21 protein-coding genes and 2 CRISPR repeat arrays are annotated in these 24,472 nt (G+C 60.6%); of the genes, 10 read left to right on the top strand and 11 right to left on the bottom strand.

The window, feature by feature from the left end; genetic code table 11:
• Nucleotides 1–155: 155 nt before the first annotated feature.
• On the bottom strand, nucleotides 156–404 hold the full coding sequence (locus AC6RUA_RS11095) for a hypothetical protein (protein WP_499813075.1): 249 nt from the start codon (nucleotides 402–404) through the stop codon (nucleotides 156–158).
• Between the two features lie 168 nt (nucleotides 405–572).
• Here AC6RUA_RS11095 and AC6RUA_RS11100 point away from each other — a divergent pair, with 168 nt between their 5' ends.
• The 4 genes from AC6RUA_RS11100 to AC6RUA_RS11115 all read left to right on the top strand — a co-directional run bounded on the left by AC6RUA_RS11100 (nucleotide 573) and on the right by AC6RUA_RS11115 (nucleotide 4,120).
• Entirely contained in the window at nucleotides 573–737 is a 165-nt protein-coding gene (locus tag AC6RUA_RS11100; protein WP_499813076.1) for a hypothetical protein, read from the top strand.
• A 112-nt stretch (nucleotides 738–849) separates the two neighbouring features.
• A complete protein-coding gene (locus AC6RUA_RS11105) occupies nucleotides 850–1,602 on the top strand; it encodes a hypothetical protein (protein WP_499813077.1) in 753 nt (250 codons plus the stop codon).
• Nucleotides 1,603–1,604: 2 nt separating this feature from the next.
• Nucleotides 1,605–1,910, top strand: a complete 306-nt coding sequence (locus AC6RUA_RS11110; protein WP_499813078.1) for a DUF8156 family protein — start codon at nucleotides 1,605–1,607, stop codon at nucleotides 1,908–1,910.
• A gap of 2 nt (nucleotides 1,911–1,912) precedes the next feature.
• Nucleotides 1,913–4,120, top strand: coding sequence for a type B DNA-directed DNA polymerase (locus tag AC6RUA_RS11115; RefSeq protein ID WP_499813079.1), 2,208 nt, complete (start codon nucleotides 1,913–1,915; stop codon nucleotides 4,118–4,120).
• 285 nt (nucleotides 4,121–4,405) lie between these two features.
• Nucleotides 4,406–6,334: direct repeats of the CRISPR family, unit length 37 nt; unit sequence GTTTCAATCCCGCTCTGGGTTTCTACCGCCCTGCGAC.
• A 116-nt stretch (nucleotides 6,335–6,450) separates the two neighbouring features.
• Here the strand turns inward: AC6RUA_RS11115 and cas2 are convergent.
• From cas2 to cas6, 9 genes are all read right to left on the bottom strand, one after another.
• Nucleotides 6,451–6,723 (bottom strand): CRISPR-associated endonuclease Cas2, encoded by a 273-nt coding sequence (gene cas2, locus AC6RUA_RS11120; RefSeq protein WP_499813080.1) that lies wholly within the window; start codon nucleotides 6,721–6,723, stop codon nucleotides 6,451–6,453.
• Complete coding sequence (cas1, locus tag AC6RUA_RS11125) at nucleotides 6,720–7,715, bottom strand: CRISPR-associated endonuclease Cas1 (protein WP_499813081.1); 996 nt, start codon at nucleotides 7,713–7,715, stop codon at nucleotides 6,720–6,722. The genes cas2 and cas1 overlap by 4 nt, the downstream gene beginning before the upstream one ends.
• Nucleotides 7,712–8,335, bottom strand: coding sequence for a CRISPR-associated protein Cas4 (gene cas4 / locus AC6RUA_RS11130; RefSeq protein WP_499813082.1), 624 nt, complete (start codon nucleotides 8,333–8,335; stop codon nucleotides 7,712–7,714). Before cas4 ends, cas1 begins: the two co-directional genes overlap by 4 nt.
• A 1-nt stretch (nucleotide 8,336) precedes the next feature.
• A complete protein-coding gene (gene cas3, locus AC6RUA_RS11135) occupies nucleotides 8,337–10,487 on the bottom strand; it encodes a type I-D CRISPR-associated helicase Cas3' (RefSeq protein WP_499813083.1) in 2,151 nt (716 codons plus the stop codon).
• Nucleotides 10,484–11,221 carry a type I-D CRISPR-associated protein Cas5/Csc1 gene (gene cas5d, locus AC6RUA_RS11140; protein WP_499813084.1) on the bottom strand — a complete coding sequence of 246 codons (738 nt, stop codon included), beginning with the start codon at nucleotides 11,219–11,221 and terminating at the stop codon, nucleotides 10,484–10,486. The genes cas3 and cas5d overlap by 4 nt, the downstream gene beginning before the upstream one ends.
• A gap of 4 nt (nucleotides 11,222–11,225) precedes the next feature.
• The gene (cas7d, locus tag AC6RUA_RS11145; protein WP_499813085.1) at nucleotides 11,226–12,212 is read right to left on the bottom strand and encodes a type I-D CRISPR-associated protein Cas7/Csc2; all 987 of its coding nucleotides are present in this window, start codon (nucleotides 12,210–12,212) and stop codon (nucleotides 11,226–11,228) included.
• Nucleotides 12,213–12,214: 2 nt separating this feature from the next.
• A complete protein-coding gene (gene cas10d / locus AC6RUA_RS11150) occupies nucleotides 12,215–12,652 on the bottom strand; it encodes a type I-D CRISPR-associated protein Cas10d/Csc3 (RefSeq protein WP_499813086.1) in 438 nt (145 codons plus the stop codon).
• The gene (cas10d, locus tag AC6RUA_RS11155) at nucleotides 12,649–15,150 is read right to left on the bottom strand and encodes a type I-D CRISPR-associated protein Cas10d/Csc3 (RefSeq protein WP_499813087.1); all 2,502 of its coding nucleotides are present in this window, start codon (nucleotides 15,148–15,150) and stop codon (nucleotides 12,649–12,651) included. The genes cas10d (AC6RUA_RS11150) and cas10d (AC6RUA_RS11155) overlap by 4 nt, the downstream gene beginning before the upstream one ends.
• A gap of 387 nt (nucleotides 15,151–15,537) precedes the next feature.
• Nucleotides 15,538–16,386, bottom strand: coding sequence for a CRISPR system precrRNA processing endoribonuclease RAMP protein Cas6 (gene cas6, locus AC6RUA_RS11160; protein WP_499813088.1), 849 nt, complete (start codon nucleotides 16,384–16,386; stop codon nucleotides 15,538–15,540).
• Between the two features lie 174 nt (nucleotides 16,387–16,560).
• Here cas6 and csa3 point away from each other — a divergent pair, with 174 nt between their 5' ends.
• From csa3 to AC6RUA_RS11180, 4 genes are all read left to right on the top strand, one after another.
• Entirely contained in the window at nucleotides 16,561–17,193 is a 633-nt protein-coding gene (gene csa3 / locus AC6RUA_RS11165) for a CRISPR-associated CARF protein Csa3 (protein ID WP_499813089.1), read from the top strand.
• Nucleotides 17,194–17,310: 117 nt separating this feature from the next.
• A CRISPR array of direct repeats spans nucleotides 17,311–18,946; the repeat unit is 37 nt; unit sequence GTCGCGACGTGGTAGAAACCCGCACCGGGATTGAAAC.
• Nucleotides 18,947–19,101: 155 nt separating this feature from the next.
• Entirely contained in the window at nucleotides 19,102–19,476 is a 375-nt protein-coding gene (locus AC6RUA_RS11170; protein WP_499813090.1) for an SWIM zinc finger family protein, read from the top strand.
• Between the two features lie 151 nt (nucleotides 19,477–19,627).
• Nucleotides 19,628–20,557 carry a transcription initiation factor IIB gene (locus AC6RUA_RS11175; RefSeq protein WP_499813091.1) on the top strand — a complete coding sequence of 310 codons (930 nt, stop codon included), beginning with the start codon at nucleotides 19,628–19,630 and terminating at the stop codon, nucleotides 20,555–20,557.
• Nucleotides 20,558–20,645: 88 nt separating this feature from the next.
• Complete coding sequence (locus AC6RUA_RS11180; protein ID WP_499813092.1) at nucleotides 20,646–21,806, top strand: hypothetical protein; 1,161 nt, start codon at nucleotides 20,646–20,648, stop codon at nucleotides 21,804–21,806.
• 47 nt (nucleotides 21,807–21,853) lie between these two features.
• On the opposite strand, the gene AC6RUA_RS11185 is transcribed toward AC6RUA_RS11180, so the two are convergent.
• A complete protein-coding gene (locus AC6RUA_RS11185; RefSeq protein ID WP_499813093.1) occupies nucleotides 21,854–22,120 on the bottom strand; it encodes a winged helix-turn-helix domain-containing protein in 267 nt (88 codons plus the stop codon).
• A gap of 207 nt (nucleotides 22,121–22,327) precedes the next feature.
• Here AC6RUA_RS11185 and AC6RUA_RS11190 point away from each other — a divergent pair, with 207 nt between their 5' ends.
• Nucleotides 22,328–22,756 carry a hypothetical protein gene (locus AC6RUA_RS11190; protein WP_499813094.1) on the top strand — a complete coding sequence of 143 codons (429 nt, stop codon included), beginning with the start codon at nucleotides 22,328–22,330 and terminating at the stop codon, nucleotides 22,754–22,756.
• A 29-nt stretch (nucleotides 22,757–22,785) separates the two neighbouring features.
• Nucleotides 22,786–24,453, top strand: coding sequence for a DUF8186 domain-containing protein (locus tag AC6RUA_RS11195; RefSeq protein ID WP_499813095.1), 1,668 nt, complete (start codon nucleotides 22,786–22,788; stop codon nucleotides 24,451–24,453).
• The last annotated feature ends 19 nt before the right edge of the window (nucleotides 24,454–24,472 follow it).

Genomic DNA, 24,472 nt, shown 5'->3' on the forward strand with positions numbered 1-24,472 from the left:
AGGCGCTGACGGTGAACATCCGACTGGATGCCTTCCCCGATTCTTGTCGTGGTGTCTCTGGTCTGCTCCGTGATTACAGAGTGCACGCAGGATCACGATCGGGTCTCAGTTAAATTCATCCTCCTGACGAGTGTCTTCGACTACGAAACGCATACTCAGTCAGTCACACCGTGGAACACGGACTGTTCGTTCGTGCGCCATGTGTTAGCTCCCATTCGGCTTCGCCGAGCAACGGCCGCTCGGGCCTCCGATGGGGGCATGAGCGACAGTGCGAGCCACTCCCCGAGGATTGCCTCTGCCTTCTCTCGTTCCCGAACCGCCTCGAGTTCCTCGTATGGGCCGCCGAGGACAGTTGTTGGGTCGTCAGACCGCACGAGATACAGTTTCAGGGTCTCCTCACTCATCCGTGCTCACCGATTGATTGACCTGTCCTACATCCGTCCACAGACGGAAACCCAGCGGGTGGGGCATCTCACTCGGTCAGCAGTGTCGACCAGTTAAGATTCTTACACTCAAAATATCAATCGAGACACTCGCTGAGCCGATACGATACGAGCGCACCGAACAGGGATGTGGACTCCGCTATCGATGATCGATTCTTCGAGGAGTCTTGGGACGAGATTTTCAGCGAATACCACGTGTGGTTTCCGTTCGCCAATGAGATCTGCGCCGAAGAGCACTTTCACCACGGTGACGGGGTGGACTCCCTCAAGAAATTGGAGCTGGTAATCACCTGACTGCGCGTCACTCTCAGACGATTCGAGAGAGAAATCCAGTAAGTCGAGCTTCGTTTTACTTCCGGCGAGGGTATGGCTGACGGCTTTATGATGCGTCCCCGTGGCGACGTGTATGACCGGCGATGGGTCACACGAGGGTATCGAACTCCCCACGCTCGATTCGGGTATCACGCTCCTCGACGTCGACTCGACACTCGGCATCGAGCCGCTGTGCGCGGTCGTTCTCGACCGACTCCTCGACACGGGCGGACAGGGATTCTGGATCGACGCACGCGGCCACGTCCAAACACGGACGCTCCTCCGACTCGCACCGCACCCTCGCTATCTCGACCGTCTGAGCGTCGCCCGCGGCTTCACCGCCTACCAGCACGCCGCCCTTCTCGATCGTCTCCCCCGACTCGTCTCGAACGCCAGCCTCGACCGTGACGACCCGACCATCGTCGTCGCACCTGGGATAGACCACTTCTATCGGGCGGACGACATCCCGCGAGACCACGCACGTGAGCTTCTCGTCCGTCGGCTCGCGACGCTCGCCGGGATTGCCCGCGACTACGACGTCCCAGTACTGCTTACGCGAACCCGTGCAGACGATCTGAGCGCTCCTCTTGCTGCTGCAGCCCACGAGGAACTCTCCTGCCAAGCGACGAAATTCGGTCCTCGATTCACCAACGGAGAGGGCACCGACGAGACGCTCGTCTATCACACGGGCGACGGCTGGATGCAGACAACACTCGCCTTCTGGCAGGAGATTCTCGAACACCGCGCTCGTGTGACCGGGGCGGCGATCGCAGACCCAGCCCAGCCGACCATAGGTGACTCCGGCCCGACGACACCTGCCTCGCCAGTCACACCGGAGGGGTGGTGAGGGTGGGCCGGACGAACCCGACGTTTCGAGACGTCCTCTCGACAATCGAAGACGAGTGGAGCGATTTCCGCCGTGTCCTGCGGCGACGGCATCAACCACTGTTCGACCGACTGTTCGCATACGCTCGCGAACACGCCGACGCTGCGAGTAACCTGAATCATTCCGACCGACTCGCGCCACTTCTCGTGAGTATCGACCTCGAACAGGAGGACCGCCTCGACGAGCTCGAAGCGCGTATCGAGGACCTTGAAGCCGAGCGGGCTGAGTCAAGCACGCGACCGCGCGATGAAGTCGGTGGCTCCGAGTAGCGATGGTCCTCACCGTCGATTACGACGGCGACTCGGTCGTCGAATGGCGGGTGACATCGGATGGGATCGACCGAACCGTCGTCGACGAGTACCAGCCAACACTATATGTGGGCGCTCCCGTTTCGGAACTCTACGGTCGGGAAGGAGGTCCAGACCCGAATCCACGGCTTCCTCCCCGTGGTAGGCTCTCATCGGAACTTCGTGACCTTCGAGCGTTCCTCACGGGACAGGAGGCCATCGTAGACTGCTCGCTCGACGTCTGGCGGCAGACGTTCCGGTCGAATCTTCGGCCAGTTCTCCGACTCGACTGTCGACGTATCGAGGACGTCCGCTCGGTCGGGCGGCGTGTCCACCAGTTCGGCGGGCCGGACGCGTACACCTGCTACAACGTCGATCTCACGCGACAACTCCGCTACACGCTCGAAACGGAGACTGAGCCCAAACCAGATACTAGCGCCCGTGATCTGCGCACACTCCATCTCCAGTTCCCAGCGCACGAGTTGGACGTCGCTGGATTGTCCCAACTCCGGGTCGACGGAGAGTCGATTGGCGCGTCATCACGAGCGGTCGCGCAGGCCGTCGCAAAGCGAGTTGCATCGATCGATCCGGATGTACTCGTCGTGGACTCCGCGCAGGTCGTGCCACTACTCTTCGAGGCGGCAGACGAGTACGGACTCAGCCCGTACGCGCTCGGACGGGAGACCGGGTACACCAAACTCGCGTCCACGTCGACGTACACCAGTTACGGTCACGTTGGGCATTCGCCGGCCCGCTACTCCGTCCCCGGCCGGGTGCTTATCGACCGCTCGAACACGTTCTTCTACGAGGAGGCGGGGCTCGACGGCTGTCTCGATCTCGTCGAGCGAGCGGGGCTTCCACTGCAGGAACTCGGGTGGGCGTCGATTGGGCGCGTACTGACAGCGATGCAGATCCGCGAGGCGCGCTCGCGTGGTGTGTTAGTCCCCTGGCGAGCATGGCGCCCGGAGTTCTTTCGGACGGCATCGGCGCTCGACACAGCCGACCGAGGCGGGACGACGCTCGCCCCCGAGGTTGGGGTCCACAAGAACGTCCACGAACTCGATTTCTCGTCGCTGTACCCAAACATCATCCGCACGCGGAATATCTCTCCGGAGACGGTGCGCTGCGGCTGTTGTGACAACGAGGCCGTTCCGGAAGTCGGCTATCCGATCTGTGAACGCGACGGCTACTTGCCCGACGTCCTCGGGCCACTCATTGACGGGCGCGACCGGATCAAAACGCGAATCGAGAAGACAGACGACCCAGACGAACTGGCGACGCTCGAAGCGCGATCGTCTGCGATCAAGTGGATTCTCGTGTCGTGTTTCGGTTATCAGGGCTTCTCGAACGCGAAGTTCGGTCGCATCGAGTGTCACGAGGCGATCAACGCGTTCGCTCGGAAAATCCTGCTGGACGCGAAGGCAGCGCTGGAGGCCGATGGCTGGCGCGTGGTCCACGGCATCGTCGACTCGATCTGGGTGACGCCCGCCCTCGACGTTGATGAGGCTGACCGACGGCCGCTGGAGGCGATCGCACGCGAGGTGAGCGACGAGGTGGGAATCGAACTGGAGTACGAGAGTGCGTTCGACTGGGTAGCGTTGTGTCCGCGTCGTGACGGCGATGGAGGGGCGTTGACGCGCTACTTCGGACGACGCCGTGGCGAGGCGTACCCGGATGAGGGGTTGGGTGAGGCGGTGAAGACGCGTGGCATCGAGATTCGGCAGGGCGATACGCCCGCGTGGACCTGCCAGCTACAGGCTGCGCTGATCCGCACTCTCGATCGCACTCACGACCCGAACGCGGTCTGTGGCGTCCTCGAACGCTGGCTTAGTCAACTGGAGCGTGGCGTGGTTGACCCACGGGAACTCCTTCTCAAGCAACGCGTCTCGAAGCGAGCAGAGCAGTATCGTCACGAGACGGTGACGGTGGCAGCGCTGAAGCGAGCGAAGTGGAAAGACTGCGCCTTGGCTCCCGGCCAGCGTGTCGAATATCTCGTCTCCAACGACGACGCGCAGGGACTGGGTCGCGTTCGGCTGAGCCACGAACCGCTGCGGTCATACGATGAGGCTTGGTACCGAGCGCAGGCGATTCGTGCTGCCGAAAGCGTGCTGTCGCCACTTGGGATGGACCGCGCGCAAATTCGGCGGATATTGTCCAATAACGCTTCACTCAGCCTCAATCAGTTTGAGTGACGAAATTCTGGGCGGAATAGCGTCCAACAGATGAGGATATCTCACTCATCAGTAGTGTCGATAAGTTAATGTCCTATACCCGGAATATCCATCGAGATTCCTCACTGAGATGGTTTGCACACAAGCGTACCGAGTAGAGCTCTCTGAGTAGCGGTTGCTCAATCCGGCCTTTCGGTATGCTCGACATCTCCCCCGGTGAGGTACAGCGATTGCTGCTTCGCGGGGAGGCTGGATCCCATCTTCGCCTGTGTCCCTGTATCTTCAAGCCGTCGAACCCATCGCCCTGTTACAATCCCGCTCTGGGTTTCTACCGCCCTGCGACCCACGTCTTTCAGGACCCCCAGCGGCACCGCGTTCAGTTTCAATCCCGCTCTGGGTTTCTACCGCCCTGCGACCCGCTCGCCTCGCCTTGCAAGCCGAACAGCAGCCGGGGTTTCAATCCCGCTCTGGGTTTCTACCGCCCTGCGACGAGTTCGGCGAGGGCGTCGAGAACGTGACCGACCGGTTTCAATCCCGCTCTGGGTTTCTACCGCCCTGCGACAACATGTAGATGACCGATGCCAACATCCCCAGTTCGTTTCAATCCCGCTCTGGGTTTCTACCGCCCTGCGACGGAGCGCGTCGAGCGTCCCACTCAGTCGCTTCGCCGTGTTTCAATCCCGCTCTGGGTTTCTACCGCCCTGCGACGACGCGCTCGGCGGCCGCGCCTTTCAGGTTACCCGTGTTTCAATCCCGCTCTGGGTTTCTACCGCCCTGCGACGATTCGACGTTTGATAGCGGCTCCTGGGGACCGTTTCAATCCCGCTCTGGGTTTCTACCGCCCTGCGACCCTTTTCGAGAGTCATAGATCCGAAAACATAGCCTGGTTTCAATCCCGCTCTGGGTTTCTACCGCCCTGCGACAGTCCGAGGAGACGACGCGCCCGACCCGGCGGACGAGTTTCAATCCCGCTCTGGGTTTCTACCGCCCTGCGACACTTGAACGCGTCACCGGGCGACGAGAAGAAGTCGTTTCAATCCCGCTCTGGGTTTCTACCGCCCTGCGACCTATCGCGACACTCTCGCGAACCGAACCCGGAACGCTGTTTCAATCCCGCTCTGGGTTTCTACCGCCCTGCGACTCTTGTGTGGCGGCCTGCTCGCGCTCGCGCCGGGAGGTTTCAATCCCGCTCTGGGTTTCTACCGCCCTGCGACCGCCGAGTTGGCTCTATCCCCTCCTGCTCTTCGCGCTGTTTCAATCCCGCTCTGGGTTTCTACCGCCCTGCGACCCGCACAACCTCCCGGACGAGTGGCCGACCGGAATCGTTTCAATCCCGCTCTGGGTTTCTACCGCCCTGCGACACGGTGACGGGCGCGCTCAAGTCAGTCACGTCGGACGGTTTCAATCCCGCTCTGGGTTTCTACCGCCCTGCGACACGGCGACGTTCCCGTCGATAGCCGAGGCCGGAGCGAGTTTCAATCCCGCTCTGGGTTTCTACCGCCCTGCGACGGTCCCGAGTTCCTCGCGCGCGCGCTCTATGGTCCGTTTCAATCCCGCTCTGGGTTTCTACCGCCCTGCGACACCACAACTGCGTCGAGTGCTGCCAGCGATAGAGCGGTTTCAATCCCGCTCTGGGTTTCTACCGCCCTGCGACCGCTCGTCGGCGGCCGACTCGCGCAACTCGTCGGCGATGTTTCAATCCCGCTCTGGGTTTCTACCGCCCTGCGACTTCGATCAGCGTGAACGGGCGGATATACCCGGCCGCGGTTTCAATCCCGCTCTGGGTTTCTACCGCCCTGCGACGTCCCCGACGGACCCGGCGACGATTCTCGACCTCCTGTTTCAATCCCGCTCTGGGTTTCTACCGCCCTGCGACCATCGGGACCGAACCACATTCGCGTCGAGGACGGTTTCAATCCCGCTCTGGGTTTCTACCGCCCTGCGACCCGTGGTCGGTCATCGTCATCGTCGTCGCTCGACCGTTTCAATCCCGCTCTGGGTTTCTACCGCCCTGCGACGTATGGGCCGACAGTATCAGTCATTTGTAATTTCAGTTTCAATCCCGCTCTGGGTTTCTACCGCCCTGCGACAGCTTACTGGGACTTTTACCGTCCCGTTCACCCGCAGTTTCAATCCCGCTCTGGGTTTCTACCGCCCTGCGACAGAACTCAGGGACCGAGCACGGAACGGCCGGGGACGTTTCAATCCCGCTCTGGGTTTCTACCGCCCTGCGACAGGGGGTGTAATTTGCTTGAGGCGGCCGATAAAACTTGCTCCACCCACGATGGCGTCGGTCGCTCTCGTGGACCCCCGCTGTACACGGCTTTGAAAAAGGTCGATGAAGGTCGACGTCAGATGACGTTCGATTGCCCGTCGGGTGGTTCAGTCCCGAGGTCTGTCGTCGCCTCTTGGCAGGCTTCACAAAGCCGATACAGCCGGATTCGATCTCCGTCTGTCGGTTCGATATGTCCTTCGAGTTCGTCTTCGAGTTCGACCCGCTCGCTCTTCGACACGTTGAGTTCGAAGACGCTGTACTGTCGCCACGCCCCATATCGTTCCAGCGTTCGGTAGACGCGCCGACGATTCGTGTCGTCGCTGACGTCGTACGTTACTGCGAGTCTCATCGTGACACTTCCAGTGCGTGATAGTCGTCAAGTTCACCCGTGATTGCTTTCCGCAGGAGGATCACTTGTTGCCGGATCGCCTTCCGACGACTCACGCGGTACTCGAAGTGTGGGTGTGTCAACTCTTCGTCGATGTAGCCATCGAACTTGTCTAAGTACGCCTGAAAGCCGTCGTCAGTGAGTCGGTTGTCGTCTCCGAACTGGTCATGCGTGATTGTCCCACGGTTAACCAGACGCGTGACGAACGCGTCACAGAACAGCGGGCGAAACTCCTCTTGGAGGTCGAGCGCGAGCGACGGTCGTCCGTGTCGGTCGGCGTGGAGTACGCCTAGGAAAGGGTCAAGGTTGTAGCAGCGCAGCGCGCTTAGCACTTCGTTCTTCATCATTACGTAGGTTAGCGACAGTAGCGAGTTGATGTGGTCTTCAGGTGGTCGTTTACTGCGTGTTTCGAATGTCCAGTCGTCGATGAGAGTTTCGTCAAGTCGGCCGAAGTAGCGTTCTGCGGCCTCCCCTTCTATTCCACGGAGGTCATCCTTGTTCGACGCGGTCGAGACACGTTCGCCGAGGTCCTTGAGGACAGTCGTTCCTTGAACGCCCTTCCGGGAAAGGATCGTCCGCGCGTTCCGGATCTTCGCTGCGATCATCGCCTTCGCGATCGCGAGTTCGTCATGGTCGTTGAGCGCGTACTGCGCGCGGCGGACTTCGGCGATTGTGTTGCGCTCCGGGACGAAGCTCCCCCGATACTTCCCATTCTGTGTAAAGTAGTTGAGCACGATCCCGTGCTCGTTCGCTGTCGCGACGAACGGCGTCGAGAAGTTCACGCCACCGAAGACGTTGATCGTGTCGAGCTTCTCGACGGGAAACGCTCCGAGTTCGCCGTCGTCACCTTCTACGTCGTAGACGACAACTTGACCGCCGTCGATACGGACCTGCGAACCCTGCGTCGTGACGTAGACGACCGAGTCCTCGAACATTCTCTGGCTCGCTTTCACGCCAAATCACCCGGTGTCGTCCCCTCCCATCCGGTCCCCTCGGCATCGGACGGTGAGAGAAGCGCCGTCTCGCCGGGCATACAGTACGTCCGCGCTGAACACGCCTCACACTTCGACTGGCTTTGCGTCAGTGGCGGGATCGAATCGACCGACATCGATTGGATGCGTCGCAGTATCTTCTGGACAGTCTCGCGGTGATCCTGCGTGATTCGGACCGAGTGACGCGTATCGGTCGAGTAGAGGTATATGTACCCCACGTTTACGGGTTCGCCGAGGGCGTCTTCAAGCAGCATACAGTAGCCGGCGAGTTGGACTTCGTCGCTCGGGTAGTACGACCCGCTCTCAGAACGTTTCCGTTCGACTGGGGTCGGTGTCCCATCCTCGGTATCGACGAGGTCGATCTTCCCGTGTATTCCGAGATCGTCAGAGCAGAAGTATCGCTCCGTAACCCACCCCCCGCGACGGGATGCGTGTTCGTGTTTCGAGCGGCCGTCAACGAGTTCGTAGGGTTCGCCGATCTCATCGTAGTACCGTTGGTAGTAGTACCGCCGTGGACAATAGACGAACTCGTTCAACGCGCTCACGTATATCAGTTCGTCCTTGAAGCTTGAACCCGTCATCTTAGAGATCGATACCCAAGCTTTCTAGGTCGACAGCATTCTGCGATTCTTGGACTGCACAGTGCAGGTAGAGCGCGTCGACTCCAAGTGCGGCACACCACTGTTCGTCACCGACTATCAGCGGGTAGAGGAAGAGGAACTTCCCGAGGTCGTACTGATTCTTGACCTGCCGTGGATGCTTCGGGACCGCATAGCAGAGCACGTTGAGGCCTTCGCGCATCTCGTCGCGGAGATGATCGATCGACGTGATTCGATCCGCGCCGTCGGGATCGACGTCGATACCGATCCCGCCGAGTTCGCGTGGCTTCCGTGTCTCGTCGTCGGCCCCATCGTCGTCGCGTAGCCAGCCGTAGACCTCATCGATGGCCTTGAGACGGACGCTCCGTCCGTATCCCTCGTCATTTGTCTCGATCGTCCCGTCGTACGTGCAGTAGCCAGTGACGTACGGCACAAGGTGAGAGACATCATCGGCGTATTCGTCCGGGACGACTTTGTCGAACTCGGTGCGTGAGAAGAATTTGACGTCCCCGTGGCGAAGGAGGTAGAACAAGTCATACGTCTTTATGGGGTCGTCCGCACCCGGCGTCCGGTCGTAGACGAGTGCCTGAAGCGACCCGCCACGGTACCACTGGAGCGTTCGCTCGACCGCATTATCGATAACGGCGGCGTGCGCTTCGACGTCTGACCGGGTGAGCGGTGGATCGCCACCGCCGAAGTGTCTGAGGATGCGATCCCAGCCCTCCTCGCGGATCTCCTCGGCTCGCTCCGAGTTGGCGTTGCAAGCGCGACGTTCGACGTGGTGGTAGGCTTCGGCCGCCGAGTAGCGCCAGTCGAACGACTCGAACTCTCGGGGGTCGTGATAGGCATCTTCGAGTGTTTCGACGAGGCGCGCCCGCGGGACGCGACCGTCGTATTCGGTTTCGGAGAGCGAAGCCGCGACGGTTGACGGAACGTAGCAGCGGGCGGGTTGCAGTTCGGATTCGGTTCGGAGACGACCGAGACGCTGGACGAAACTTGCCCGGTCGGGCGCCGAGAACACGAGACGGTCGACCGCGAAGTCGATTCCAACCTCGACGGCGGAGTTGCTCACGAGCACGTCAAAGCCGTCGAGCTTCTCCTCAATGTCGCCGCGGTGAAATCCATCGATACGGACGACAACCTGATTGTCAAGCGCTCTCGAGAGGTGGGTGTACACCTCGTCCACCTCGTGAATTCCGTCGAGGATGAAGACGGTCCTCCCGGGCCGTCTGGCGAACGCTTCGGTGTCCTCCCAGTCTTCACCGAGGAGTTCCCTCGCAGTGTCGAATGTCGACGCCGAACGGACGTTGAGGTCGACGGGTGGCATGACTGCACCCCATCCGTCCGTCGATACATCGTCGAACGGGCGTTCCTCGACAGCTTCGCGACGTGCAGTCACGCGGTGATACGGTGCGCTCATCGCCTCCTTGAAGCGGTGTTCGAGGCTCTTCGTCGGCGTCGCGCTGAGGAGCACGATCTTCGAGAGCGCACACTGGAACTTGGGGAGGTCGTACATCTCGTCGAGCGCGAACAGGAGTGTATTCTGTTCTTTCCGGCCGGCGCGGTGGAACTCGTCGACGACGACTGTCTCGAACTCGTTGAGTTGTCTGATCCGGGATCCGGGGTCGCCGGTGCGCCCGTAGATGTGCCGGCGCATCATCACGAGGATATCCGGATTCGTCAGCACGATCACCGGGTCGTCGCGCTGATGCACGTACGTCCGGAGGAGCCGTTGCAGTCGTTCTCCGTTCGTCTTCGCTTTCGGGTACTCGGCCGCGTACCGTGTCCGGAGCGTGTCGGCCGTGACCGGAAGTACCTCGACGTCTGACCCCAACTCGGGGAAGCTCTCGTTAAGTTCGTTCGTGATCTGATCGTACTGGTCGTGGATGAGTGCGTTCGTCGGGTAGACCGCGAGTGCGTGCTCTCCGTGTTCAACGACAGGTGTGAGCCACGACACCGTCTTCCCGCCGCCGGTTGGGCTGTCGTTCACCGCGAGAAACTTGCTCAAGGTCGCGAACAGTTCCCGAAGATCCTGCTGGTGGGCGTACGGTTTGAATTCGGTTCCTTCGACCGGGTACTCTGGATCGTCGTGCCGTCGTAGTTCGACGCCCGAGAGAGGGAGTGTCATTCTCATCGCTTGGTCTCGAGGAATGTTGCGTCAGCAGGGAGTCGGATACTGTCGGCGTCGTCTAATTCCAGGTCTGTGAGTTCGATGTACGCGCCCTCGTAAGATGCCTGCATCACGAGCGGCGTCGGTCGCATCCGCTTCGTGACGAGGTTCCCAACCGGGGTGAGGGCCGTGTCGTACGCGCTGATCGGGTGGCCGAGGTCAAACTCACCGTCGCCTTCCGAGACATCGAGAGGTCCGGTCTCGACCCGGGCTTTGCCACGCTTCTTCCCGAGACGAATGTATCCAGGGACGCGTGACTCGAGTTCACTTGCGCTGAGGCCACGTCCGAGCAGGTAGCACGTGAGTTCGTTCCCGTGCCCGAGTACGCGACGACGACCATACGTCGGGAGGTTCCGCTTCGCATCGGTATTCTCGTCATCTGTCGCCGCGTAGTTGATCGTCGCGTAGTCGTCGTTGCTTGTGTTGTACGTCGATGTGATCCGATTAGCAACCCCCGACCCAGTGCTGTCAGACGGCACCGCCGGCGTCACGTACAGTTCTTCGGCGACTGCGTCGGTATCGTCGATGTACGTCGGCTCGAACGAGCGGTCGACGTACCGACCGGACGCAAATCCGAGCGCGTAGTAGAGCGCCGTGTTCAGGAAGTACGGCTCCGTGTCCGCAAGCCGACCAACCTCGCGGCTCGCGAACCAGATCTCCCCCTGCGTCCGGAGCGTCACTTCGAGTGCTGCTGGCATGCTCTCAGTCGGTCTGTTTGAGGAACGCGCGCGAGGCGTCCACTTGCGTTTCGAGGACATCGGCGAGCGAGTTGCCGGTCGCGGCTCCGAGTAGGTCGTCGATGGTATCGTCCGGGATGCGTCCGAGGTCAAGCCCACCGCGTTCGGCGTCGATCCGGTCATCGAAAGCGGACTGGAGGAGTTCGCCGACGAGTTGCGGGTCGTGCGCCGCAGCCGTGATGACGTCCTGAATCGAGTCGGGGATCGTTTCGTTGCTGTCACGGAGTTGGGTGATAACGTCCCGGGTCAAGCCGAGGTTCGCCGGCCCTTCTTCGCTCCCCGTGTAGACGCCGAGGATGTGGTTCTTGACGCGACCGAGACGTGACGTCGCGGCGCCGTAGCGTTTGTTCTTCGCCGTGATCCCGAGAACGAACGCCAGCTCCTCGGGTGTCGCATCCCGAAGCGTAATGACCGACGGGAACAGCGTCCCCGGCTCGAAGAAGTCTGGTTCACGGATTGTCGCTTCGGCGGTCTTCGCGTAGTCGTCGCCAGGCGCGTTCTGGAACTTCTCATCGATCGTCGCGGTCGCGTCCCGGAGCGTGTAAGCGGTATCGTACATCACACGGGACGTGATCGAGAGCGGCTGGTCGGCGTCGTCGCTCGCGGCACTCCCATAGAGGATGCACTCGACGCAGTCTTGACACATCCTGTTGACCTGCATCGTACACTCTGTCCCGACGAGGTCTCGCTGGAGGGACTTCCCGAAGCGTCGGTCGCTCCCTGTCTGCTTGCGCATGAACATCAGACCCGGCGAGTATGTCTCACGGTCGTCGCCCGACCCGACTGCGACGTTCGCGAGGTCGGCGCTCTGCCCGTCGGTCGTGAAGACCGCATGGCTCTCCAGTTCGCGCAGGACGAGGATGTTCGTGAAGTTGTTCTGCGGAGCGATCGTCATCTCGTCTCGGGAAACGGTGCCGCGTTCCAGTTCGGGGTAGGTGTCGTAGTCGAACATTGTTAGTTAGTCTCCGTCGTGTCGTCGGCCGTCTCGCGCTGCAGCTGGATCGTCGCTGCGTAGAAACCGTCCGCGATGTTGTTCGCGCGTCGCTTCAACAGCGACGGCTTCCCCTCACAGCGGTCGACGAGGAGTCGTTGCGCGAACGCGTCCGCGTACCGCTCGATACGCTCGTTCAACTGGTCACCGCTCCGACTCTTCTCGGCTGGTACCGGCCACACCTGTTCGCTTCGCTGGTGGAGCTTTTCGAGCCGGCCAGCGACGAGAAGTGCTGCCTCGTCGGCGCTCAGCCGAAACTCGTTCGAGTCCTTCACTGCTTTCACCGATTCGCGGAACACTCGCTCGATAGCGTACGGCTTGTCATTCCCGTAGGCGGGCCGTATCGCGTCGTAGGCGAGTTCCGCAAGTTCGGTCACGTCGTCCTTGGTCGTGTTTGTCATTTGTGGATCACTCTCGTCGAATATGCGTCGTTCGTCGGGTTACCGTGGCGGTCGAGGTAGTCAGCTTCCTCGAGCAGGTACCGTGCGGCCCCGCCGTCATCAGAGTCCTGCACTGCCCGTTTCAACAGGTACGACCCCGGGAGCGGTTTGTTTCGGACGATTCGAAGATACTTCGCGAACCGGGTGTCGTCACGAGCAAGCGCGTACCCCAGTTCGATCAGTGCTGCGGCGGCGCCGAGACGCTCGGGAAGCTTCGAGAGCGGAATCTCCTGACCGTAGAAGCCGTTCACAGTCGTGAATCCCGCGTCGAGTTTTACCATCTCTGAGAAATCGCGCCCCCGCACTTCTGGGATCGGGGACTGTGAGACGTACGCTCGCAGCCCGACCGTTGACGCGACCGCGAGACCGACGAAGATGCCAAAGAACTGGAACTCTGTCTCGTTGCCCTGTGGCTTGTAGAACGAGAGCGTCTGTGTCCCGAACCCAGCCTCAGAGTCGAACCCGTTCTGGAGCTGTTCGATCATTGAAAGTCCACCCACGTCCTCGGCTTGCGTCGCTTCGCGGAGGACCGTCGATACTGACTCAGAGACCGACATCTCGTCCGTTTGATCTTGGTTTCCTCTGGTAGTCACGACGTCGAACATCGCGGAGGCAAGACGACCAACCCGGGTCGTTGCCTCCCCCGTGAATCGCGCGAAGATTTCGTCGGCGTAGAGGTCCCACATCGTTGGCGTGTAGAAGTAGTCCGGAACGAGATGGATGAAGATCCGGCCGGCGTCGCGTCGACTCGATCCGGTCTCGCGGAGGGAGAACTCGATCTGACACGGCGTACAGACGAGGAGTTTCTCGGGCTGGCCGGCGTCGGCCGGGATCCGATTTGAGTACCCCGCTTGGAGTGTCGTGAGTGACTTCGGTGCTTTCATGTCTGCCTTCCGGGTACTCGTCGTTCCACGGTTGCAGAACGTACATGTCTTCCCTCGCCGAGTCGCGTGGTGCTCTTCGAACGGGTCTGAGAGTTCGTCCATCTCTGCGGTCGGTGGGGATGCCTGACCACCGACGCGAAGGACGTCTCCGATGTACGCCCGGAGTTCGGTCTCGAACTGACCTGTATGTGCGCCCATCACAACGTCGTCCCACTCCTCGTCAAGTGCGTCGAGATTCGTGATTAGGAGTTTCGCGACTTCGCCCGGAACGTCCTGCCAGCTCTCCCGACGTGCTCGATCGGCGACGTGCTGTCCGACCGCATACGCGTAGTCCCACTTCCCGCCGGCCGTGAGGTCGATGTCTCCGTCGTCATGGAGCTCTTGGAGGCCATTGAGAACACCCTCATCAACGTCGAAGAGCCGACACGTCATGGAGAGGGTATCTTCGTCTGTCAGGCGAGCATCGGCGAGCGGATCAACGAACGCGCGTTTGAATGTGTACACCAGCCGCGCGTAGCCCGGGGCGACTCGCGTCGTCGCATCAATATCGATCGGGAGACGCTCGTTCAGCGTCTCCATCGTCTCCGCCATACTGTCAGTCGGCTCCGAGTCGGGGTCCGCGTCTTGCTTCGCCTTCAACGCAGTCGCATAAAGGAGGTTCCGCACGCCAGCGTAGAAGAAGTCTTGGTCGTTGATCGTGTAGAATCCCTGCGATTGCGTCGAGAGATTGTCCGCGAGCGCGCTGTGACTGTCGTACGCATCGTGGGATTCGGGAATGTCCGCCCGAAGCCGGTCGTACACGGTGCCGATTAGGTCCTCGTCGACTGTCGGCTCTGAGGAGTCTCCATCGGTCAGATAGACGCAACCATCTTGGTAGATAAGTAGTCGCTCGTACTCGAAGTGATCTTCGAGGACGTGGCTGACCGCACCGTTGAGGAAGTTGGTGAACACACCCTTCACATCATCAAGTGTGTGGTGCCGGAGTTCGAGGTCGGTTCCGGGGTACGCAACCTCCAAGCCAGTCTGATTTCGCTTGACCGTCGCTGCTTCCGGCGTCTCGCAGGATGCGAACGCGTCGGCGAGACGGACGTAGGGCCGGAGTTGGTCGTATGTTCGAGTGGAGTGCTCCGGGTTCGAGTTCCACGTGTTCGCGTGGTCGACCGCACATGCATGGAAAGTCTCGATCCGAACATCGGGCGCGAATGCGTCGACACCGAGCGTGTTGACTAACTCAGAGACCTCGTCTGCATCGATGTCGTACTCCTCGCCCATCTCCTGTTCGCGATGGAACTTATGTAGATCGTGAACGGCGAACAGCGCGACGACTTTCCGAAGTTCGTTGTCGCTCAACTCGTAGGCACCGAACGACGGCGCAATCTCATTCAGTCTCACGATGGCGAACACGCCGTTCCGGACGTGGTTGAGCATCGACTGGTCAGTCAGGCCGTATTCGACGCTCTTCGCCGGTTCGAAGGACCACCCAATGTCGAGAAGGCGAGGATCGAGGTCGGTGAGGTACTCTGCGAGGATAGGGTGAACGTCCCGCTCGCCCCAGAGAGACGTATTATCTGACACCTGTATTCCCCCTGTATGACCTTAACCAACATCTGGTTCGACTGAGTGTGCCCTTGTAGTATGTGTCGTATATCTCGCTCTTCAATCGGCTAACCGGCCGAAATCTCTGGTCTACTGGATATCGATACGAGTTGATTCCCTTTCTACCATGGGACCCAACGCTCAGACGCACCACGAGTCCAGAGTCGTCCGGGCCGCTCAATCTAGTCTTGGCTATCATGCCCTTCGACCTGGGTTTTACACTGTAGGTACTAAAAATTCTAGGGGCCCTTGTATGGGTAGCACTACACGGAACCTTCGAGTACCTCGCAGAGCGTACTTCTTGGTGCGACCCCTGAAGAAATCCAAACGGAATTGAAACCTTGTCTGGGTCGCGCACGTACCCCCTCATTCTTCAACCTCCACAGACACCGTCCCACATCCTCTAGAGACGAACGCGCCGACACCGGCGTACTCACTGAAGAGTGCCAGCGCCGTCGCCGCGGTTCGGATGGCTTCGCTCGCGTCCTTGAACTTGTACGTGCAGTCGGCGGTGAACCCCTGGCGGAGGATTGGACCGCCATTCTCACCGCGGTTGACAAGGATGCTGTGTGTCTGGTAAGTGTCCGCGTCGGGCTTCTCAATGAGATTCGTCCCGAAGTCCTCGCGGGTCATCGCGATCTCGAACTCGTCCGCCCGCTCGTCTGGGATTGTCGCGTTCCACTTCCGCAATAGTGAGGTAAAGACGTGTTGCCTAGCAGGGAACATGTTTGTAATATTACTATTCTCCTTGATACACGTCGGCGTCTTGAAGCGGATATCAACCTCGAAGGTATCGTGGTTCCGGGCGACGATATCTGAGGCTTCTGTGAGGAGGTCCTCGTGAGTCGTATTCGTACTCGCGAAGTCGCGAACGCGGAAGTCGCCATCCGCAAGTTCGAGTGTATCGTTACTGAAGACGAACGCGTCGGCAAGCGCTTGGAAGACCTCCTGATCGCGCGGATCGGCGACACCTAACTTGAGGTCGTATGTCTCGTCGCGGATCACGCGTTTGTGGTGATCACGGTGGCTCCCCTCGAATCTGCCGAGGAGGCCACTATTTGTCAGACTCCCGATCGAGGAGTCATGGATGCGCGTACTGATGTCCTCGTCGGCGCCGTCAAGTGCCGAGAGGACCGCACCATAGATCTGGTAGCCGTTTGCGGTCGGCACCGGGAACGAGCCCTCCGGCTCAAGCGTCAGGTCGACCCGACGCATGACACCTCACGACGATAGGCAATCGTGTGTTGATTCACAATCACATCTGGATCGGTCACCCTCTTGAGTCTTTTCGTGATTTTGAAAACGTATTCAGCTATTCGGGATCGAGGCCAGACGATTGCGCGATTACGAAGCCAAACCGTTTAGTCGAACTCAACTGCAATCGAAGGTATGCGCACATACGTCTCCACCATTGGGCACTATAGCCCCCGGGTGATGCGTCCGATACTTGATAACGGCCTTGACGCTGACGACATCGTTATTCTCCTCCGACCGCGCGGCGACACGAGCGATAGGGCGAAGAGCGCGATTCAAGACATCAACCAGACGATCAACGAACTCGGCCCCGGATCGGACGTCGTCGTCGAGGAAGTCAGCTACGAGGCGTTCGACGCTGCTGTCTTAGAATGCGTCGATGTCCTTGAAGCCGCCGAGGGAACGGTGGTACTCAACTTCGATGGGGGACCGCGGGAAATTTTTCTCCCGCTGACCGTCGCCGCGATCGCCCGGCCGGATGTCGTCGACCTCGCACTCCAATTCAGGGATGTTGATGAGGAGATTGAAGAGATCGATCTCCCAAACCTGATGAGTCGTCCGTCCGACGCGACCCTCGACACGCTCAGGTACCTCGCTTCCATTGACGAGAATACGACACTTCCCGAAATCTCCGACGAAACCGGAAAGTCAAAGAGTACTGTCGGACGACATCTCGACGCGCTTGAATCTGATGGTGCTGTTGAGACGTGGATAGAGGGCAAAACCCGTCATGTCGCACCGACACTTGCCGGCCGACTCCAGGTCTGAGTGGCAATCTTCGTCGACCCTTTTGAAAGCTGTGTACAGGTGGGGTCCACGAACGACTTCCTCGTTCTCGCATCCCCAGAGAAAACTATAGGTGCTATCCCCTACGAAACACCCCCTGTCGCGACGTGGTAGAAACCCGCACCGGGATTGAAACAGTTCGGGGTGTTCGGCCACCCGCGAGGTGTGGCTATCGTCGCGACGTGGTAGAAACCCGCACCGGGATTGAAACTCTCGGACGCTCTCGCCGGTCCAGACGCCCATTACTGTCGCGACGTGGTAGAAACCCGCACCGGGATTGAAACACCGCTACGAGACGACGTAGCGCCGCTCTCGCTCGTCGCGACGTGGTAGAAACCCGCACCGGGATTGAAACTCGACGGCCACGTACGAGGACATTGCGACCCTCTTGTCGCGACGTGGTAGAAACCCGCACCGGGATTGAAACTCGTATGCGCCGTTTTCCCACGCCGTTACTATCTCGTCGCGACGTGGTAGAAACCCGCACCGGGATTGAAACGAACTGCGGGCAGAGACCGACGGAGACGTAGAAGCGTCGCGACGTGGTAGAAACCCGCACCGGGATTGAAACTTCCCGACGACGCGGCGCTGCTCGACGTTCAGCGGTCGCGACGTGGTAGAAACCCGCACCGGGATTGAAACGAACTCCCGCCGGTGCATCGCCGAGTGCTGCTTGATGTCGCGACGTGGTAGAAACCCGCACCGGGATTGAAACACCTCGGTAATGGGACCGCCGAGGCGATTGAGCGGTCGCGACGTGGTAGAAACCCGCACCGGGATTGAAACGCCTCCCTGCTAACCGTCCCTTTGTGGTCGTCGCCGAGTCGCGACGTGGTAGAAACCCGCACCGGGATTGAAACTCTGCCGCGCCGAGGTGCGCGAGAAGCAGGTCGGGCGTCGCGACGTGGTAGAAACCCGCACCGGGATTGAAACCGGCGTACGGCCAGCGTTTGTAGATGTACCACGCGCGTCGCGACGTGGTAGAAACCCGCACCGGGATTGAAACCTGACGTCGATGTCGATGCCGCGCCACTCGAAAGAGTCGCGACGTGGTAGAAACCCGCACCGGGATTGAAACACTGCGGTCATCGGCAGTGGAAGTTAACCAACGAGTCGCGACGTGGTAGAAACCCGCACCGGGATTGAAACTTCGTCCTTGGTGTTCGAGATGTGGAGTTTCGCGCCCTGTCGCGACGTGGTAGAAACCCGCACCGGGATTGAAACACCCGCCGCCTCCTCCGAGGGAGGCGAGGCCGTCGAGTCGCGACGTGGTAGAAACCCGCACCGGGATTGAAACACTCACTCGCGCGAACGGATCGACCGTCCCGAGTGGTCGCGACGTGGTAGAAACCCGCACCGGGATTGAAACGGCGAGGTTCGGAGCGAGTACTTCGATATGGACGCGTCGCGACGTGGTAGAAACCCGCACCGGGATTGAAACTTGATGACTCCTCCGTCTCCTAGATGCTCTAGGAGGCGTCGCGACGTGGTAGAAACCCGCACCGGGATTGAAACGTTCCGATGAGTCGCGCGTACACCTTCGCGGCAATGTCGCGACGTGGTAGAAACCCGCACCGGGATTGAAACCGATGGAACAGGCCTGCGAGCGACTGAGCGGCCTCGGGTCGCGACGTGGTAGAAACCCGCACCGGGATTGAAACAAACAGCGGCTCGCACGCGAGGAGGCGACAGCATGATGTCGCGACGTGGTAGAAACCCGTACCGGGATTGAAACGGTAGAACGTCTGTCCGATGTCGTCCACGTCGGGTCGCGACGAGGGAGAAACTCATTACGGAATTGAAATCAGGCGGATGAGACGTCATCCGTCGCCTGTATTTTGTTCGCCCCTGAAGGGTGCGGGGCGCTCAGTCGAGCGGTCCGAACCAGCAATGAGTTCTACCAATGTCTTACGGCAGTTAGACGCAACGACACGGATACTCAAGCGCGCACAGTATGAGTGCTTAGAGTTCTCCCTTGTCCCGGACGGCGTTCAGGTCCGAAACGCGAGTTACGCCGACCCGGAGAATCACGAGTACACCGTCAGCGTTCATGACGGCGTTCCAATCACCTGTACCTGCCCGGCTGACGCACGGTACGACGGAGCGTGCAAGCACCGAGTCGCGGTCGCGATCCGCGAGCCAGTGCTCGCGGCGGCCATCAATGCACCCATTGCCGCTGATGGGAGTAAAGAGTCAGTCTCCAGAGAGGTAGATGAGGCCCGTATCGCTCCAATACCTACGGAGTCCGATGCTGGCGATAACTGACCAGCCGAATACGACCGTACGAACGCAATATATCCCTGATAACCCTGTCCCCTTCCAGACGAACACCCGTCTCCATTTGAGAACACCGCGAGCGTAGTTTTTCGCCCCCTGAAGGGTGCGGGGGCGTACGACGTGCCTCGCGTGGTTCGAAATGGCAACGAGAGATATCTACGAGAGCAGCTTCGACGAGGACGACGGCCGAACCCACTCTACAACCGAGTGTCCCGAGTGTGCAGGGACGCTCGTGACCGAGGGTGGCGAGACGAGTTGTACCGAATGTGGGCTCATCACCGACGAGTATCGCTACGATCACGGAGCGACGCCGCGGTCGTACACAGACGACGTGAGTCGTGAACAGACCGGCGCTCCACTCACCCCTGCTCGTCACGACCGGGGCCTCTCGACCGAGATGGGTGGTGTTCTCGATGGGAAAGGCAATCGCATCCCACCCCGAAAATACCGGCACCTTCGGCGACTCCGTCGCCACCACGCCCGAGCTCGGTGGCGAAGCACGGCCGAGCAGAACCTCGGACACGCCTGTGGGGAAATTGCGCGAATGGCGAGCGCGCTTGAACTTCCGTACGGCGTCCGGGAAGAGGCGGCGAGAATCTATCGTGAGGCACAGCGCGAGGGCCTCATCCGCGGGCGCTCGATCGAGACGATAGCAGCAGGAAGCCTGTATGCGGCCTGCCGCTGTCGCGGCCACACACGGACGCTCGCAGAGGTGACTGCAGTCGCGCGCTGTGCTCAGACCAAGGTCCAACTCGGCTATCGAGTTCTCAATGTCGAGCTCGGATTAGACACCCAAGTGACGTCCGTTCGTGACCAGATTCCACGACTCGCCGCTGCGTGTGATCTCCCGGAGTCGGTCCACCACCGGGCGCTCGAACTCGCGACGGTGGCCCAGGAGAACGGACTCGCCAATGGACGGAATCCCGCGGGTGTTGCGGCGGCGTGTCTGTATCTCGCCGGTCGTGACCACGGTCATACCACTACACAGGCAGACCTCGCACAGCACGCGGACGTGACACCGGTGACGATTCGCGCCCGGTATCGCGAACTCGAAGCAGCGCGACCGTAGCCACAGCTCCCCTCAAATCACATCGAGGTGGTTTGTGAGCGCCCGCGAGGGGTGCGGGCGCGGTACTGGAGTGCTCGCAGGATTCGATATGACGACAGACATAGACACAATGATTGCGTTCGCTGGCGTCGACGACCGAGCAGACACAGCACTTCCTGCCTGGTACGCACGGCGGGCGGCAGCAGCCGAGCCAGTCTCGTTCGCGGAAGCGATTCGCACGCTCCCACGGGCTGTGGAGACGACCGTCGCGTACGACAATCCCCACACTGACGAGTGGACGCCGACCGAGCGGTTCACCGCTCTCGTTGAGCCAGACCGACTCCACCAACAGGCGACTGGTGAGTCCGGGACCGACCCACTGTTCCACATCCCGACCGACTCCTATGCCATCATCAACCCGATCGACGTCTTCGGATCGCTCGAAGATGTCCTCCGTGAGGAGACGGTCGAGGGACAACTGCTCGGGGAGATCGTGTTCGGCGAGATTCGACAGTATCGTGGTGGCGGCGAGGTGCACATGGATATCCTGTTCGATGGACTCTCCGTCACGCTACCCGGCCGACAGGATCCGATCACGATGGGGGTCACCTCCGGGTATGATTTCTTCGGCGGACACGCGGTGTACGTCGAAGGATTCGCCCGCGACAGCTACTGTGCGAACTCGATTCGCCAGCTGACGGACCGTGAGACGGTCAGGCACGTCGGTGACGTGGGCGACTTTCAGGGCTGGTGGGAGCGGGTCCTCGGACAACTCGAACTGGTCGCGGATGACCTCCTCGCGTTCATCGCGGATGCGAGTGCGATCACTATCGACTTCACCGACGTCCCGTTCGACGTCCCCACCTTCTACGAACTGCTGGGGTTGCCGGCGTACCTCGCCGATCGAGCCGCGAGCGATGCCCGAGCCGAGGCAATCGATCCGTTCGAGATCGACATGTGGACGCTCCACTCCGGCGCGACGTACGCGCTCACACACGTTTTCACTGGGGCGGAGGGCTCCTCGCTCGATCGCTACGTTCGGACAGCTAACGACATTCTGTTCAATCCGAAGGCGACGATCAGTACCGTCGAGCGGACGTACGAGCAGCAGGCCGAGGCAGACACCGATCGCGATGGGCAGACGGGACTAGAGAGTCAAGTCGCACTCGCCCAGATTGAGCGCGTCGGACAGGACGTCCGGACGAAGGCGGAGCAGTTCGAGAAACGAGAAGCGGCGTTGCGCGAGCGATTTGCTTCCTCTCCGGAGTAGCCTCCTCCGGGGAACTGTTCTGTTTGTGATACGGAGACGCCGGCCTGCTACTCTTCGGTCGTGTTCAACTCGTCCAGATCTAGCTCGCCGTTGATCAGTTCTTGTCCACGATCGGTGATTCGGTAGGCTGGTTCACTCTCGTGACGCTCAGCGAGAGCGTGCTCGACGTAGACTGGGCAGCGCTGGGCGACCCACTGCCGGCTGAACTCCGTGTTGAGTTCGAGGTTCTTGGGTGTGTGCCACCCAGTGTAGACGGCCAACTCCTCGAGAATATAGGGGTCAGCTGGCACGGCCCACGACACCTCGCGGTACATATCGAGTACCGATTATCCTGCTACGAATACTATATAACCACGGGATCGGATTTCTCGTTACTCCTTTCGGCTGCTGCAGCATTCGAACGAATGCGTTAGTATTTGTACGAATGCCAAAATTTATAATCGCACGCTACTCGGTATCACGCGACACACAGTCACTCACTCTCGGCTGTCGTCGCCGTGGCGGGAGACTCGATACGGTGTGTGGCTGTCCGTGAACCCATGTCCACACCTGCCAACCCGGAGTCAGACCCGGACCGACTCACTCGCACTGACCCATTGACAACCATCGCGCGACCGACGGTCTCCGCGACGGTTCTCCTGGCGGTTATCGCGGTCGACCCCGTGGTCGCACAGTCGACTGGGACTGCGTTCTGTGAGACAGAGATCGCTCAGACACTCGAGAACATCTTCACGCTCATCCAGTTCGGTGGCCCGCTCATCGGTGGCGTGATCGCGCTCGGGGCGACAGTCGCACTTCCGACCGTTCGCCGCTCGGATTTGAAGATGGAACTCAAGGAAGCTCGGAACCAGGCCGTCGTCTGGGGGGTGATCGTTGCCCCACTCGGGACCGCTATCGTCGGGTTCCTCCTCACCAACGTCGTCGCGGGTGGCGCGAGTTGCGGCTTCTGAGCCCACTCGGGAGGTTCCTCATCGCCGCGATGGCAGTCGTCGCTCTGCCGCTTGCTGTGACGCAGTCGACCGCTCACTCGGATGAGCGCACCGACCACGGTCTCAACGAGACGGTTCACTGTACACTGTGGGCGGGCGATGACGACAACACGACCGTCGCCGCACTCCAGAATCGAACGGACAACTCGTCACCATCGGTGTGTACGCTCGCTGCGGGGACGGATATCCCGCTCGACTCGCCACCCGCGGCAGTCGAGCAGTGGAACCGCGGGGATCACGGTGACTTTCCGCAGACGACGAGAACCGAATCGATCCATCCCCCAAACGCAACGCTCAGTGACGGTATTTTCGCACGAGACGTCTACGCTGCGGTGTTTGCCGTCCAGCCGTCGACACGGGCGCGGCTCTCCCCCTCCGACCAACCGTTGTACGTCGCATCGAACGGGACGCTTCTCGCGACCGTCGATTATCGCGTTGCCGTCCCCCCGGTCACCATCACGAGCGACCGACGCGTGTTCTGGACACTCGAGGAGCACGAGATCGTCGAGACACGCCTGTTCGTCGACGAGACCCTCGAATCAACTGCGAACGGGAGTCACACGCCCGAACTCCCATACGTGCTCGACGGGTACCCAAGCGAGTCTCACACGCTCACCGTCGAAGCGGAGGTCGCCGTTAGCCTTCAAGAGCGTGTCGAAGTGTGTCGCCCCGGGAGGAGCGGGTTTTTCTGTGTGAACCCGTCTGTCACGGTCGAGAATCACACAGAGACGATAACCGCTCGTGACAGCATCGACGTGACCGCTTACGACCTGACCACCATTGGCTTTCGAGCACGGTACCCGAACGGCGATCTGGGACTTGCCGTCTACAAGAACCAGCCGTGGCTCGGGTATTCGCTTCCGGACGGAGACGTGCGAGGCGTCTGGCGATTCTACTCGGCACGAGACGACGACTGGGACACGCTCGTGACCAGTACCGACGACGGCGAGTCGGTTCGCGAGTCACCCCTGCACCCGCTGCAGGTGGCTGCATATCCCATCGAGACGGGTCCCACTCCCACACCCCGTCGCACGGTACAGATCCTCGAAGTCTATGGAACAGAGACGCAGCCGCCGACCCTCCCCGAGTCCGTCTTGCTGGACGTTCTCGTCGACCCGTACACGGCAAGCTACGGGACTGTGACTAGGACGCGGACGACCAACCACACCCTCTCTGAGGTGAGAGCATACGGGCTCGTCCGTGGTATCGAGACCGACGTGAATGACTCGTCGGTCATCGACGTCCCGATCAATCGGAGCGAGCTCTCGCTGTCAGTGCGTAACGTGACCGACGACACGGTCACCGTTCAGGTGACGCTTCGAGATGTGACTACTGGTGCCCCGATCGATACGCTCGGTCGAGGAGGCTCGGTCGTCATCCAAGATCAACGTGTGAACACCAGCACGAATGGGACGGTGACTGTGATCCTTCCACGGCCACCGGGCGGTGTCTCGGCGCGATACGAACCGGGACGCTGGTGGCACGAGAGCACCGGATATGTCGGGGATTCGGACATCGTGTACGTTCGTGGGATCGGACTCCACGCGCTGTCGATCCTCTACGATTTCCTGGTCCCAGTCTCGTTGTATCTGTTGGCTGTCTACCTCATCGATCGAGTCACCGGCTGGGGCATCTGGCCGCCGTGGAGGCGACTGTGATGATGGGGCGCCCACACTC

The organism is Halorarum sp. SLYT50 (assembly GCF_059821265.1).

Coding starts and splice junctions, on each gene's coding strand:
- AC6RUA_RS11095 (WP_499813075.1), bottom strand. CDS start 404: ATGAGTGAGGAGACCCTGAAACTGTATCTCGTGCGGTCTGACGACCCA.
- cas3 (WP_499813083.1), bottom strand. CDS start 10,487: ATGAGAATGACACTCCCTCTCTCGGGCGTCGAACTACGACGGCACGAC.
- AC6RUA_RS11195 (WP_499813095.1), top strand. CDS start 22,786: ATGGCAGTCGTCGCTCTGCCGCTTGCTGTGACGCAGTCGACCGCTCAC.
- AC6RUA_RS11180 (WP_499813092.1), top strand. CDS start 20,646: ATGACGACAGACATAGACACAATGATTGCGTTCGCTGGCGTCGACGAC.
- cas6 (WP_499813088.1), bottom strand. CDS start 16,386: ATGCGTCGGGTCGACCTGACGCTTGAGCCGGAGGGCTCGTTCCCGGTG.
- AC6RUA_RS11115 (WP_499813079.1), top strand. CDS start 1,913: ATGGTCCTCACCGTCGATTACGACGGCGACTCGGTCGTCGAATGGCGG.
- AC6RUA_RS11185 (WP_499813093.1), bottom strand. CDS start 22,120: ATGTACCGCGAGGTGTCGTGGGCCGTGCCAGCTGACCCCTATATTCTC.
- cas7d (WP_499813085.1), bottom strand. CDS start 12,212: ATGTTCGACTACGACACCTACCCCGAACTGGAACGCGGCACCGTTTCC.
- AC6RUA_RS11170 (WP_499813090.1), top strand. CDS start 19,102: ATGAGTTCTACCAATGTCTTACGGCAGTTAGACGCAACGACACGGATA.
- cas4 (WP_499813082.1), bottom strand. CDS start 8,335: ATGACGGGTTCAAGCTTCAAGGACGAACTGATATACGTGAGCGCGTTG.
- csa3 (WP_499813089.1), top strand. CDS start 16,561: ATGCGCACATACGTCTCCACCATTGGGCACTATAGCCCCCGGGTGATG.
- cas2 (WP_499813080.1), bottom strand. CDS start 6,723: ATGAGACTCGCAGTAACGTACGACGTCAGCGACGACACGAATCGTCGG.
- cas5d (WP_499813084.1), bottom strand. CDS start 11,221: ATGCCAGCAGCACTCGAAGTGACGCTCCGGACGCAGGGGGAGATCTGG.
- cas10d (WP_499813086.1), bottom strand. CDS start 12,652: ATGACAAACACGACCAAGGACGACGTGACCGAACTTGCGGAACTCGCC.
- AC6RUA_RS11175 (WP_499813091.1), top strand. CDS start 19,628: ATGGCAACGAGAGATATCTACGAGAGCAGCTTCGACGAGGACGACGGC.
- AC6RUA_RS11105 (WP_499813077.1), top strand. CDS start 850: ATGACCGGCGATGGGTCACACGAGGGTATCGAACTCCCCACGCTCGAT.